Origin of the sequence: Enterobacter cloacae complex sp. 302F9 (assembly GCF_050030335.1) — a bacterium.
Classification (GTDB): Bacteria; Pseudomonadota; Gammaproteobacteria; order Enterobacterales; family Enterobacteriaceae; genus Enterobacter; species Enterobacter hormaechei_C.
The window spans coordinates 4,536,741-4,550,941 of sequence record NZ_JBLGUC010000001.1 but is presented as its reverse complement, the minus strand read 5'-3'; the positions used below and the strand labels follow the sequence as shown (position 1 = coordinate 4,550,941).

Sequence of the window (14,201 nt, the reverse complement as noted above, 5' to 3'; positions counted from 1 at the left end):
GGGAGCAGGTCATCACTGCGGATACGGCACCCAATCCCCGGCATTCAGTCGGACATAAGGCTTATTCTGATACTGGATCACCACCGCATTGGCGTTTTCCGATACCTCCGCCGTCTGCGGCAGCTCGCTGGTGAGTTGATCCCAGTTCACGCTATCTTCCACAAACAGCTTACCGTCTACAGCGCGAGCAACCAGTTCCGAGATAGCCAGATAGCTGCTTGGCTGGGTGATTTCAATGGGCGCTCCCTGATGCGGCGCCTTCATGCCAAAGAACTTAATCCCGGCCGGAACGTTAGTGATGGACGGGCTTGGGATATCGCGCAGACCAGACACCTGCATCCTGTCGCCTTTCAGCGCCCCTCCGTGTTCTGGTACTACCACCACCATCACTTTGCGACCTGATTTTTCCAGCTCGTTGAAGAACGCGTTCAGCTCGTCAAAGAACTTCTGAGCACGGGCCTTATAATCGGCCGTTTTACTCACGCCGGGATAATGATTCCCGTCGTGCAGCGGCAGCGTGTTATAGAACGTCGCACTACGTGTCCCTTCCTCTTTGCCGACGGTATCTAACCAGCGCTGAAGCACGGCGGTATCGTCATACACCGGCGAGCCATCAAAGCCCAGCAACGTTACCGGCAGCCCTTTCTGGTCCATCAGCGGGGCCTGCATGCCACCCTGTTCACGCACTTCTTTCAGGAAGTTACCGAACTGACCGTTATGGCCCATCATCAGGTGCTGGGTAAAGCCCAGTTTTGCGAGGTTATCAAACAGATAACACTGGTTAGCTGCCGGCTGGTAGAGGTTCTTATGCGAAGGCTGTCCGCAGCTGGCGCGCAGCAGGCGGATAGCCGCCGGGCCGCTGTACGACGTGGCCGAGTTGAAGTCCTTAAACTGAATATCGAAATGCGACCACAGCGGGTGCGACATCAAACCAGCCGCGTCAACGTCAGCCCAGGACAGAGAACAGATGTTAATGACCAGCAGCTCAAACGGCTGAGCATCGGCAGGCAGCGCGTCCGGGAATTTCGTCTGACGCTTATCTTCCGCAGCGTAAAAACTGGAGAGCCACGCGTTCAGGTTAGTGGATGTCGGCGGTGCAGTCTGCGCAGGAATATCCCCAACCACAGGCGTATCCCCTGCTGTCGCAACGGTCGCGGCGGCGGAACCGCCCGTGGTGGTCACGGTTGTCGTCGGCTGACCGGCTGGCCACAGCGAGAAGCTCGGGCCCGTCAGCGTCAGGACGTTAAGCCAGATCATAATCGCGACGACAAACACCGTCACCCGGATCCACTGAGACAGGAACAGCCAGGCAACCAGCAGGACAAATACCGCGCCAATCATCTGCCAGTTAATAAAGCGCTCAACCAGATCGAGCATATAGTCCGCACTGAAACCTGCGACCTGGGAGCCCTAGCTCATGATGCTTTCAGGGCCGGGCAGCCAGGTATCATGCCAGAACAGGGCGAAACCGATGGGGATAGCGACCCAGTGACGTATACGGTGCAGCCTGAAGTTCGGGATTGGCATCAGCAGGAATGCCATAAACACCAGGTTAAGCAGAGGGTGGAAATTAAGATAGCCTGCCCACAGCAGACCAAACTTCACCAGAAAGTAGAAATTCCAGCCGGACAGGCCGCGCCAGTATTGCCAGAGTGGCGATGGCGCCGAAGAGGTATAGGTAGAATTAGTCATGTTTTCGGTTTGCCTTGACGTTCGGAGCGCGAGTCAGTGTTCCGGCGGGTTTAATATAGCGAGGTTTGACGAACAGTAATCTGACCGTATCGCGAATACGGCGCAGGGAATGGCGTGCATAGTAGCCAAGCGGCAAAAAAATCAGCGCGCACAGAACAACCAGTTGGATGATATCGCTGATATTCATAATGGCGCGCTCTCCTTGTTCTCATCCAGTAAGCGTAGCGGCTCAGGTACCCGACGCCAGACATGCCCGTCATGTTTCGCATTGAGTACCGGTTTGGCACCGCTGGTGACAGGCAACGGTTTGGCCCACTTTTCGGGTGGCAGGGCACGCATCTGGACAAGCTCAGCCGCGATCAGGTTATCTTCAAACCAGACCATACGGTTCGAGAAGATATCCGCGGTAGGAAGCGGGAAGATATGGTTAAGCGCAGTATCCAGATCGTTCACCCGGCAGAAGGAGAGGAACAGCACCAGGCGGTTATCGCCAATGGTCATGATGTCCCCGATACGGTTAGGGCGGCACAGAGTGAGCGCCTGCTCAACGCGAATACCCGGCACGGGGCGCAGGGCAACCATCACCCCTTTTCCGTCTGCCGGTAACAGCGTATTGCTCATCATGTTGCCCACCGCATCGCAGAAGGTGTCCCATTTCTGGTAGCCGCGCAGTTTCATCGGCTGCGTCATTGAAAGCAGGGTGCTGATATCTTCCGGAACATGTCGATTAAACTGCTGGCCCTGGATGCTTTCGATCAGCGTCAGACAGCGCGACAGGGGAGCATTCCACGGAATGACCATATTCGCGCCGCAGCCCAGTAATAAGCGCTCATCGGTGGCGCGCAGGCTGGTATTATTTTCACGCACCACAATTTTTAACGCACTGCCGCGCTGGCGACGTAATGTGTGTATGTGCCTTGCCAGCGTTTCGATTTGGTTATTCTGGATCAACGAGAAGATAATGGTCGCCGCCTGCGTGGTGCGCGCCTCATCAAATAAGGCTTCATTGGTATCGAACAGTGACCAGTGCTCAGACAGTGCAGGCGCACCTTCCAGTACCGCAATATGGCTCAGAACGCGTTTTTCATCACTGCGTGGCTGAACTACTGTTTCTTCTTGTTGAGCAAGATGCCACTCATCCCCGACATGTTTGAGGGTAAGTTGTTGTCGGGAGCTCACCCCTTTTTCATTGCACCAGAAAGCCACGTCGTAAAGATGGCTGTCGGTCTGGACACGAATACTGGCCAGGCCATAGAGGGAACGGTATTCACTCATTAAAAGTGAAAAAAGCTTGTCATTATTACTGCCTGGGTTAACAACCAATAAGGTGCAATTTTGATTTTTTGCCCATCTGTTGATTCTTCCCAGCCATTTCAGCAGCTTTTCAGACGGTATATTTTGCAGGCCATCATTAGAGCATTTTAGAATCAGTAAATAGTGCTCAGGAACAATAGAACACTGAATATCGCGGGGTAAAAAGTATAGACTGTCAGCCTCCGCAGGCATGGAAAATAATCGTACTGTCTGGGGCCCACGGTCACTGTCGAGCCTGATGATTGACTTCGGCTCTTCGCCCATCGTAATGACGGCCACGCGGGATTCCTTCCCCTGCGCCGCTATCGTCTGGTTTACCAGACTGATGGCATCTTCATTACGATCCGTATTAACCCACCAGACTCCTCCGACTGGCATGTGGCGCAATTCGTCCCATAATGACTGGATGCCAATAGAAAATATGGAGTCCACGGTGTCCCTCTTTTCGTCGAATTTCTATGTCTCTCAGTTTACTAGCGAAAGCGTAGAAATAAACCTAACATTGAAATTAAAGAACATCAGATTTAGCATGTAAATGAAATTTAATGGGCAGGACGCCTCGCTGCATCTGAATCTTATGATTTTACTCAAAGGGATGAAAAAAGAATGCAAAATAACGAACCCGCAACCCCAGTCGACTCAAGTCTGGGTTACACATTCCAGAACGATTTTTTGGCACTCACGCAGGCTTTTTCTTTGCCTGAAATAGATTACACCGATATTTCCCAGCGTGAACAGTTGGCGGCGGCTATTAAACGTTGGCCGTTATTAGCTGAGTTTGCCCAACAACAATAAGGAAGCCATTGATGGCTGTACTAGGATTACAGGGCGTCCGTGGTGGGGTGGGTACAACTTCCGTTACCGCGGCGCTGGCGTGGTCATTGCAGGTATTAGGTGAATCGGTACTGGTCATTGATGCCTGTTCCGATAATTTGCTGCGCATGTCATTCAATGTCGACTTTACGCATGCAAACGGCTGGGGACGCGCGCTTCTGGACGATAAAGACTGGCGGGATGCGGGTTTGCGTTATACCTCCCAGCTCGATTTGCTTCCCTTTGGTCAATTGACCGAAACCGAGCGCGGGAATGAAGCCGCGTACCAGCGCCTGTTCTCTCGCTTCATCACCGCATTGCAGAGCCTGAAAGAGAGCGGGCACTATCAGTGGATCCTGCTGGACCTGCCGCACGGTGCCGCGTCGCTGACCCGCCAGCTGCTGGCGCAGTGCGACCATGTGCTCTCCATCGCGAACGTAGATGCGAATTGTCATATCCGTCTGCATCAGCAGCCGATGCCTGCCAATGCCCATATTCTGATCAACGATCTGCGCATTGGCAGCCAGATCCAGGACGATCTCTACCAGGTCTGGCTCCAGAGTCAGCGCCGCCTGTTGCCGATGGTGATCCATCGTGACGAAGCGATGGCGGAGTGCCTCGCGTCTAAACAACCTCTCGGGGAGTACCGTAGCGATTCACTGGCGGCGGAAGAGATCCTGACGCTGGCAAACTGGTGTCTGCTGCACTTTGCTAAACGGCCGGAGCCTGCCGGGAGTTCAGTATGAGCCGCCTGACTAACTGGCTGCTCATTCCGCCGGTCAGTTCGCGCTTAAGTGAACGCTACCGCCATTACCGTCATCACGGCGCCTCGTCGCTGAGCGCTGCGCTGGGCTGTTTGTGGATGATTCTGGCGTGGATGTTCATCCCCCTCGAACATCCCCGCTGGCAACGCATTCGTGCGCGCCACGGTGAACTCTATCCGCATATCAACCCTGACAAGCCGCGTCCGCTGGATCCCGCGCGCTACGCTATTCAGTCCATCTGGCTACTAACGACCTCAACGGGCGCGGAGAAAAAAACGTCCCGCTGGCGCAGCTTCGATCGCGTGCAGAACCTGCGTGAACACTACCACCAGTGGCTTGACAGGCTACCTGACCGGGTGGGCGACAAAACGGGTCATTTAGATAACCACAAAGAGCTCGGGCACCTACACCCGGGCTTGCGGCGTTTTATTCTCGGCGTGGTTGTGGTGTTCTCGCTGATTCTTGCGCTGGTCTGTATTACCCAGCCCTTCAACCCGCTGGCGCAGTTCACCTTCCTGATCCTGCTGTGGGGCGTGGCGCTGCTGGTGCGGCGCATACCAGGGCGTTTTTCTGCCCTGATGCTGATTGTACTATCGCTGACCGTCTCCTGCCGCTACATCTGGTGGCGATATACCTCAACGCTGAACTGGGACGATCCGGTCAGCCTGGTGTGCGGCTTAGTGCTGCTGTTTGCTGAGACTTACGCCTGGATCGTGCTGGTGCTGGGTTACTTCCAGGTTATCTGGCCGCTGAATCGACAGCCGGTGCCGCTGCCAAAAGACACGACCCAGTGGCCTACGGTTGACCTTTTCGTGCCGACCTACAACGAAGATCTGTCGGTGGTAAAAAACACCATTTACGCCGCGCTGGGTATCGACTGGCCGAAGGATAAAATCAAAATCTGGATCCTCGATGACGGTGGCCGTGCCGAGTTCCGCCAGTTCGCGGACGAAGTGGGGGTAGAGTACATCGCCCGTACCACGCATGAACACGCGAAAGCCGGTAACATCAACAATGCGCTGAAATATGCCAAAGGGGAGTTCGTCTCTATTTTCGACTGCGACCACGTGCCAACGCGCTCGTTCCTGCAAATGACCATGGGCTGGTTCCTGAAGGAGAAAGAGCTGGCGATGATGCAGACGCCGCACCACTTCTTCTCGCCGGACCCGTTTGAACGTAACCTCGGCCGTTTTCGTAAAACCCCGAACGAGGGCACGCTGTTCTATGGACTCGTGCAGGACGGGAACGACATGTGGGACGCCACGTTTTTCTGCGGCTCCTGTGCGGTGATCCGCCGGAAACCGCTGGATGAAATTGGCGGGATCGCCGTCGAGACGGTCACGGAAGATGCGCACACCTCGCTGCGTCTGCACCGTCTTGGCTATACCTCCGCCTACATGCGTATTCCTCAGGCGGCGGGGCTGGCCACGGAATCCCTGTCGGCGCACATCGGCCAGCGTATTCGCTGGGCCCGCGGCATGGTGCAAATTTTCAGGCTCGATAACCCGCTGATGGGTAAAGGGCTGAAGCTGGCGCAACGGCTGTGCTACGTCAACGCCATGTTCCACTTCCTGTCCGGTATTCCACGGCTTATCTTCCTCACTGCGCCGCTGGCGTTCCTGCTCCTTCACGCTTACATCATCTATGCGCCTGCGCTGATGATTGCCCTGTTCGTTCTGCCGCACATGATCCACGCCAGCCTGACGAACTCGAAGATTCAGGGGAAATATCGCCACTCCTTCTGGAGTGAAATTTACGAAACGGTGCTGGCCTGGTACATCGCGCCGCCAACCATGGTGGCGCTGATTAACCCGCATAAAGGGAAATTCAACGTCACCGCGAAGGGCGGGCTGGTGGAAGAGGAGTATGTCGACTGGGTGATCTCCCGGCCCTATATCTTCCTGGTGCTGCTGAATATTGTGGGCGTGATTGTTGGGATCTGGCGCTACTTCTACGGCCCGGAAAACGAAATTCTGACGGTCTTCGTGAGTATGGCGTGGGTGTTTTATAACCTGATTATCCTCGGTGGCGCGGTGGCGGTATCGGTGGAGAGCAAACAGGTTCGCCGCGCGCATCGCGTCGAAATCAGCATGCCAGCGGCCATTGCCCGCGACGATGGACATCTCTTCTCCTGTACCGTACATGACTTTTCGGATGGCGGTCTGGGTATCAAGATCAACGGTCAGGCGAAGGTGCTGGAGGGGCAGAAGGTCAACCTACTGCTTAAGCGCGGCCAGCAGGAGTATGTCTTCCCGACGCAGGTGGTGCGTGTGAGAGGAAATGAAGTGGGTCTGCAACTGATGCCGCTGACCAAAAAGCAACACATTGATTTTGTGCAGTGTACGTTTGCCCGCGCGGATACGTGGGCTCTCTGGCAGGACAGCTTCCCTGAGGATAAGCCTCTGGAAAGCCTGCTGGATATTCTTAAGCTGGGGTTCCGTGGCTATCGTCACCTTGCAGAATTTGCCCCGTCGTCGGTGAAATTAATTTTCCGGTCACTTACTTCACTGGTTTCCTGGGTCGTGTCGTTCATTCCGCGTCGACCTGAGCGAGATGAAGCGAAGCAGGCGGACCCGGTTATGGCTCAACAATGATGATAACGCGATGAAAACAAAACTTTCCTGGTTATGTGCAGTGGCAATGGGGATGAGTGCGCTCCCTGCAACAGTGGCTAACGCAGCGCCTGATAACGCAGCGGCCACGCCCGCGCCAACGGTGCCTGTCGTCGCGCAAGCGACCGATCCGGTTGGGACGGCCGCGCCGGGGCAGACGGAAAACGTCGTCCCGAATCAGCCGACGACGGGGAATACGCTGCCCGCCGACAACCCGGTGGTTGGGCAGGTCATGCCTGGCGTGCCGGGAGCCAGTGCGCCGGTGGTTGCCGAAAATACGCCGTCGCGTGACGTTAAGCTGACGTTTGCCCAGATCGCGCCTCCTCCGGGCAGCATGGTTCTGCGCGGCATCAACCCAAATGGCGGTATCGAATTCGGTATGCGCAGCGATGAAGTCGTGTCGAAAGCGATGCTCAACCTGGAATACACCCCATCGCCGTCGCTGCTGCCGGTGCAGTCCCAGCTTAAGGTCTATCTGAATGACGAGCTGATGGACGTCCTGCCCGTCACCAAAGAGCAACTGGGTAAGAAAACCCTGGCTCAGGTGCCGATTAATCCGCTGTTTATCACCGACTTTAACCGCGTGCGTCTGGAGTTTGTCGGCCACTACCGCGATGTCTGTGAAAACCCGGCCAGCAGCACCCTGTGGCTGGATGTCGGGCGTAACTCTTCGCTTCAGATGACCTATCAGCCGCTGGCGTTGAAAAACGATCTCTCCGCCTTCCCGGTGCCGTTCTTCGACCCGCGGGATAACCGTCCGCTGAACCTGCCGATGGTCTTTGCCGGCTCTCCCGATGTGACCGAACAGCTGGCGGCCTCTATCGTGGCATCCTGGTTTGGTTCCCGCTCCGGCTGGCGTGGTCAAAGTTTCCCGGTCATGTACGACAAAATGCCGGACAAAAACGCGATCGTGTTTGCCACCAACACCAAACGTCCGGCTTTCCTGCGTGACCATCCGGAGGTGAAAGCGCCCACCATCGAGATGATCAGCCATCCGGACAATCCGTACGTGAAGCTGTTGGTGATCTTCGGCCGTGATGACAAAGATCTGGTGCAGGCGGCGAAAGGCATTGCGCAGGGGAATATCCTGTTCCGCGGTAACAGCGTTGTGGTGGACGAGGTGAAACCGCTGCTGGCACGTAAGCCTTATGATGCGCCGAACTGGGTACGTACCGACCGGGCCATCACCTTTGGCGAACTGAAAACCTATGAAGAGCAATTGCAGTCAACCGGGCTTGAACCTTCTCCTGTCAGCCTGTCGCTGAACCTGCCGCCGGATCTCTATCTGCTGCGCACCAACGGCATTGATATCAATCTGAACTACCGTTACACCGCGCCGGCGACCAAAGACAGCTCGCGTATGGATATCAGCCTCAACAACCAGTTCCTGCAATCGTTCAGCCTGACCAGCAGCCAGGAGACAAACCGGTTGATGCTTCGTCTGCCTGTATTACAGGGGCTGCTGGATGGCAAAACCGATGTGTCGATCCCGGCGCTGAAGCTCGGTGCGGTGAACCAGCTGCGGTTTAACTTCCAGTATATGAACCCCATGCCGGGTGGATCGGTGGAAAACTGTATTACCTTCCAGCCGGTGCAAAACCACGTGGTGATTGGCGATGATTCCACGATCGACTTCTCGAAGTATTACCACTTTATTGCGATGCCGGATCTGCGTGCCTTTGCTAACGCCAGCTTCCCGTTCAGCCGCATGGCAGACCTCTCTGAATCGATTGTCGTGATGCCAAAAGCGGCCAACGAAGGCCAGGTTACCACGCTGCTGGACACCATGGGCACCGTCGGGGCGCAAACCGGCTTGCCGGCTATCAACGTGACGGTGACGGATGACGGGAGCCAGATCCAGAACAAAGATGCCGATATCATGGTCATCGGCAACATTCCGGACAAGCTGAAAGACGAGAAGCGCGTCGATCTGCTGGTGCAGGCGGCTCAGTCATGGGTTAACACGCCGCTGCGTCAGACCGAGTTCCCGAGCATCATGCCGGACAGCGGCGATCGTCAGGCCAATATCAGGACGACCGTAAGCTCAACGGGTCCGATGGCCGCGATTGTCGGCTTCCAGTCGCCGTATAACGACCAGCGCAGCGTTATCGCCCTGCTGGCGGACAGCCCTCGCGGGTATGAGCTACTCAACACGGCCATGAACGACAGCGGTAAACGGGCGGCAATGTTCGGTTCCGTCTCGGTGATCCGTGAGTCGGGGGTAAACAGCCTGCGCGTGGGGGATGTCTACTACGTCGGTCATCTGCCGTGGTTCGAACGCCTGTGGTACGCCCTGTCTAACCACCCGGTGCTGCTGGCCGTGCTGGCTGCGCTCAGCGTTGTACTGCTGGCGTGGGTACTGTGGCGTCTGCTGCGAATCATCAGCCGTCGTCGTCTTAACCCGGACCATGAGTAAGCGGTGATGAAAATCTTTCGCGGGTGTGTAGTCGCAGCGTTGATGCTGGCGGCGGCGAATCTTCACGCCGCCTGTCGCTGGCCTGCCTGGGAGACGTTCAAGCAGGATTATATGAGCGAAAGTGGACGCGTCATTGATCCCAGTGACGCGCGCAAAATCACCACCTCCGAAGGGCAAAGCTACGGACTGTTCTTTGCCCTCGCGGCAAACGATCGCAAGGCGTTCGATCTGCTGCTGGCATGGACGCGCGATAACCTTGCCGAGGGAGATTTAACCCAACATCTCCCGGCCTGGCTGTGGGGGAAAAAGGACGACGAAACCTGGGCGGTTATCGACCCTAACTCCGCGTCTGATGCCGATATCTGGATTGCCTGGTCGCTGCTGGAAGCCGGGCGGCTGTGGAAAAATCCCGATTACACGCGCACGGGTAAGGCGCTGTTGACGCGCATTGCCAGTGAGGAAGTGGTGAAGGTGCCGGGGCTGGGTTCTATGCTGCTGCCGGGTAAAGTCGGTTTTGCCGAAGAGAGCGTCTGGCGCTTCAACCCCAGCTACCTGCCGCCGCAGCTTGCGAGCTATTTCACCCGTTTTGGCGCGCCGTGGACGACGCTCCGTGAAACCAACCTGCGTCTGCTGCTGGAGACCGCGCCTAAAGGATTTTCCCCGAACTGGGTGAAATACCAGAAAAAGGGCGGCTGGCAGCTGTCGCAGGATGCATCCCTGATCGGCAGCTACGATGCGATTCGCGTCTATCTGTGGGTAGGGATGATGAACGATAACGATCCGCAGAAAGCCCGGCTACTGGCGCGTTTCAAGCCCATGGCGACCACCACAATCAAACAAGGCTTGCCGCCGGAGAAAGTGGACGTCGCGACCGGGAAACGCACCGGAGATGGGCCGGTAGGGTTTTCTGCCTCCCTCCTTCCGTTTTTACAAAACCGGGACGCGCAAGCGGTGCAACGCCAGCACGTCGCCGATCGTTTTCCCGATAACAATGCTTATTACAGCTACGTTCTGACCCTCTTTGGACAAGGGTGGGATCAGCATCGTTTTCGTTTCACCGTGCAAGGTGAATTACTACCGGACTGGGGCCAGGAATGCGCACGTTCACACTGAATCTACTCACCTTATCGCTTGGCCTGGCGCTAATGCCCCTGGCCCAGGCCGCCAACTCCCCGCAGCAGAGACAGCTGCTGGAACAGGTCCGTCTGGGGGAATCCACCCAGCGTGAGGATTTAGTGCGCCAGTCGCTCTATCGCCTTGAGCTGATCGACCCCAACAACCCGGACGTGATTGCCGCGCGCTTCCGCTACCTGTTACGACAGGGCGATACGGCGGGCGCGCAAAAAGAGCTGGATCGCCTGAAAGGAATGGCGCCCGATTCCAGTGCCTATCAGTCCTCCCGTACTACCATGCTGCTCTCCACGCCGGATGGTCGCCAGGCCCTCCAGCAGGCTCGCCTGCTTGCCACCACCGGGCACACCCAGGAAGCCATTGCCGCGTATGACAAACTGTTTGACGGTAAGCCGCCCAGTGGCGACATCGCGACGGAGTACTGGAACGTGGTGGCGAAAGAGCCAGCCCGCCGCAACCAGGCCATTAATCAGCTTAAGAAAATAAACGCCAGCAGTCCGGGTAACGTCCCGCTACAGTCCTCGCTGGCACAGCTTTTGTTCCAGAGCGGACGGCGTGATGAAGGGTTTGCGGTGTTACAGGAGATGGCCAAATCGAACAATGGCCGCAGTCAGGCGTCGGACATGTGGTACCAGCAGATCAAAGATCAACCGGCCAGCAGCGCCAGCGTTACCGCGCTGCAACAATACCTGAGCGTGTTCAGCGATGGCGATAACGTGACGGCGGCGCGCGCCCAGCTTGAAGCGCAGCAAAAACAGCTTGCCGATCCGGCGTTCCGCGCCAAAGCCGAAGGGTTAGCCGCAGTGGATGCCGGGCAGGGCAGTAAAGCGGTAACGGAGTTGCAAAAAGCAGTCAGCGCCAACCACGCCGACAGTGAAGCCGTAGGCGCGCTGGGGCAGGCCTATTCTCAGAAAGGCGATCGCGCGCGTGCGGTTGCGCAGTTTGAAAAGGCGATCGCCCTCGATCCGCAGAGCGATAACCGGGGCAAATGGGACAGCCTGCTGAAGGTCAACCGATACTGGCTGCTGATCCAGCAGGGGGATAACGCCCTGAAAGCCAACAATACGGCCCAGGCCGAACGCTATTACCAGCAGGCGCGCAATATCGACAATACCGACAGCTACGCGGTTCTGGGCCTCGGTGATGCGGCGGCGGCGCGCAAAGATAACGACGCGGCCGAGCGCTATTACCGCCAGGCGTTGCGGATGGACAGCGGCAACAGCAACGCGGTACGCGGTCTCGCCAATATTTATCGTGCGCAGTCTCCGGAGAAGGCGACGCAGTTTATTCAGTCGCTCTCTGCCAGCCAGCGCCGCAGCATTGATGATATTGAACGTAGCCTGACGAACGAGCAGCTGTCAGCCCAGGCCGAACAGCTGGAAAGCGAGGGGAAATATGCGCAGGCCGCAGAAATTCAGCGCCGACGCCTTGCGCTTTCCCCGGGCGACGTGTGGATCACCTACCGACTGTCACGCGATCTGTATAGCGCGGGTCAGCGCAGCCAGGCGGATAACCTGATGCGTCAGCTGGCAAGCCAGAAACCGGGCGATCCGGATCAGGTTTACGCCAGCGGGCTGTACCTGTCCGGTAACGATCAGGACCGGGCGGCGCTGGCGCATCTGAACACGCTGCCGCGCGACAAGTGGAACGGCAACATTCAGGCGCTGGCGGACCGCCTGCAAAGTAACCAGGTGCTGGAAACCGCCAACCGCCTGCGCGACAGTGGAAAAGAGCAGGAGGCGGAAACGTTGCTTCGCCAGCAGCCTCCGTCCACCCGTATCGACCTGACGCTGGTGGACTGGGCTGAACAGCGTGGCGATCATGAGGCCGCGAAAACCGCCTACAACACCGTCCTGCAACGCGAACCGCAGAATGAAGACGCGATCCTCGGCCTGACCGAGGTCTATCTTGCCCAGGGTAACAAGGACGCGGCGCGCGCGGCGCTGGCGAAACTGCCCGCGGCACAGAACGGCGAACCGCTCTCCATCAATATGCAGCGCCGGCTTGCCATGGCGCAGGCTGGCCTGGGTGATCATGCCGCGGCAGAAAAGACCTTCAACGCCATTCTTCCGCAGGCCAAATCGCAGCCGCCTTCGATGGAAAGTGCGCTGGTGATGCGCGATGCCGCCCGTTTCCAGGCACAAAATGGTCAGCCTCAGCAGGCGCTGGACACCTGGAAAGATGCGATGGTCTCATCGGGCATCACAACGACCCGTCCGACCGATAACGACAGCTTTACTCGGCTCACGCGTAACGATGAGAAAGATGACTGGCTGAAGCGCGGCGTGCGCAGCGATGCAGGCGATCTTTATCGTCAGCAGGATCTGAACGTCACGCTGCAACACGACTACTGGGGCTCCAGCGGCACGGGAGGCTATTCCGACCTGAAAGCGCACACCACCATGCTCCAGGTTGATGCGCCGCTGTCGGATGGACGTATGTTCTTCCGTAGCGATCTGGTCAATATGAACGCCGGTTCCTTTGCCACCGATAACGGAACCTACGATCCGACATGGGGTACCTGCGCCGAAACGCCATGTCGCGGTAGCACAAACCAGTCGGCCAACGGCGCCAGCGTGGCCGTCGGCTGGCAGAACAAAACCTGGGCGTGGGATATCGGTACAACGCCGATGGGCTTCGACGTGGTCGATGTGGTGGGTAGCCTGAGCTACAGCAACGATTTAGGGCCGATTGGCTACACCCTGAACGCCCATCGCCGTCCGATTTCCAGCTCGGTGCTGGCCTTCGCCGGGCAAAAAGATCCCAATACCGACACCACCTGGGGCGGCGTGCGTGCCACCGGTGGCGGCGTGAGCATGAGCTACGACAAAGGCGAAGCTAACGGGATCTGGTCAAGCCTGAGTGCCGACAGCCTCACCGGGAAGAATGTCGAAGATAACTGGCGCGTCCGCTGGATGACCGGCTATTACTACAAGCTCATCAATCAGAACAACGAACGCCTGACGGTGGGCGTGTCCAACATGCTCTGGCATTACGATAAGGATTTAAGTGGCTATTCGCTGGGCCAGGGCGGTTACTACAGTCCCCAGGAGTATGTGTCGTTCGCCTTACCGGTGAACTGGCGTAAACGCACAGAGAACTGGTCATGGGAGCTGGGCGGCTCCGTCTCCTGGTCTCATTCAAAAACAAAAGATGTGATGCGTTATCCGTTACAGGGACTGATCCCGGACAATGAGCCAGGCCGTTATACCGATAAAGGTGTAATGGAAACCGGAAGTAGCTCGTCAGGGACGGGTTATACCGCAAGGGCGATTGTTGAACGCCGCGTGACGTCCAACTGGTTTGTCGGACTGGGCGTCGATATTCAGGAAGCAAAAGACTATACCCCGAGCCATGCGCTGCTCTACGTTCGGTATTCTGCCGCGGGCTGGCAGGGTGATATGGACTTACCACCGGAACCGCTGGTGCCTTATGCAGACTGGTGATCGGATTTTTTCT

Annotated in this window: 8 protein-coding genes and 1 pseudogene; 6 read left to right on the top strand and 3 right to left on the bottom strand. The window is 57.2% G+C overall.

The window, feature by feature from the left end; all coding sequences use genetic code 11:
• Window positions 1–12: 12 nt before the first annotated feature.
• From bcsG to bcsE, 3 genes and pseudogenes are all read right to left on the bottom strand, one after another.
• A pseudogene (gene bcsG / locus ACQG0T_RS22120) lies at window positions 13–1,692 on the bottom strand (cellulose biosynthesis protein BcsG).
• A complete protein-coding gene (gene bcsF / locus ACQG0T_RS22115; protein ID WP_006808586.1) occupies window positions 1,685–1,879 on the bottom strand; it encodes a cellulose biosynthesis protein BcsF in 195 nt (64 codons plus the stop codon). Before bcsF ends, bcsG begins: the two are co-directional and overlap by 8 nt.
• On the bottom strand, window positions 1,876–3,438 hold the full coding sequence (gene bcsE / locus ACQG0T_RS22110; RefSeq protein ID WP_023295582.1) for a cellulose biosynthesis c-di-GMP-binding protein BcsE: 1,563 nt from the start codon (window positions 3,436–3,438) through the stop codon (window positions 1,876–1,878). The genes bcsF and bcsE overlap by 4 nt, the downstream gene beginning before the upstream one ends.
• A gap of 174 nt (window positions 3,439–3,612) precedes the next feature.
• On the opposite strand from bcsE, the gene bcsR reads away from it, so the two are divergent.
• From bcsR to bcsC, 6 genes are read left to right on the top strand one after another with little or no spacing between them, the layout of a single operon-like run.
• Complete coding sequence (gene bcsR / locus ACQG0T_RS22105) at window positions 3,613–3,801, top strand: cellulose biosynthesis protein BcsR (protein ID WP_003861175.1); 189 nt, start codon at window positions 3,613–3,615, stop codon at window positions 3,799–3,801.
• Between the two features lie 11 nt (window positions 3,802–3,812).
• Window positions 3,813–4,565 (top strand): cellulose biosynthesis protein BcsQ, encoded by a 753-nt coding sequence (gene bcsQ / locus ACQG0T_RS22100; protein ID WP_003861177.1) that lies wholly within the window; start codon window positions 3,813–3,815, stop codon window positions 4,563–4,565.
• Complete coding sequence (bcsA, locus tag ACQG0T_RS22095; protein WP_023295581.1) at window positions 4,562–7,177, top strand: UDP-forming cellulose synthase catalytic subunit; 2,616 nt, start codon at window positions 4,562–4,564, stop codon at window positions 7,175–7,177. Before bcsQ ends, bcsA begins: the two co-directional genes overlap by 4 nt.
• A gap of 10 nt (window positions 7,178–7,187) precedes the next feature.
• Window positions 7,188–9,611 carry a cellulose biosynthesis cyclic di-GMP-binding regulatory protein BcsB gene (gene bcsB, locus ACQG0T_RS22090; protein ID WP_071788666.1) on the top strand — a complete coding sequence of 808 codons (2,424 nt, stop codon included), beginning with the start codon at window positions 7,188–7,190 and terminating at the stop codon, window positions 9,609–9,611.
• Window positions 9,612–9,617: 6 nt separating this feature from the next.
• Window positions 9,618–10,724: a cellulose synthase complex periplasmic endoglucanase BcsZ gene (bcsZ, locus tag ACQG0T_RS22085; RefSeq protein ID WP_017384189.1), complete on the top strand. Its 1,107-nt coding sequence runs from the start codon at window positions 9,618–9,620 to the stop codon at window positions 10,722–10,724.
• Window positions 10,706–14,188 carry a cellulose synthase complex outer membrane protein BcsC gene (bcsC, locus tag ACQG0T_RS22080; RefSeq protein WP_271040486.1) on the top strand — a complete coding sequence of 1,161 codons (3,483 nt, stop codon included), beginning with the start codon at window positions 10,706–10,708 and terminating at the stop codon, window positions 14,186–14,188. The genes bcsZ and bcsC overlap by 19 nt, the downstream gene beginning before the upstream one ends.
• Window positions 14,189–14,201 lie beyond the last annotated feature (13 nt).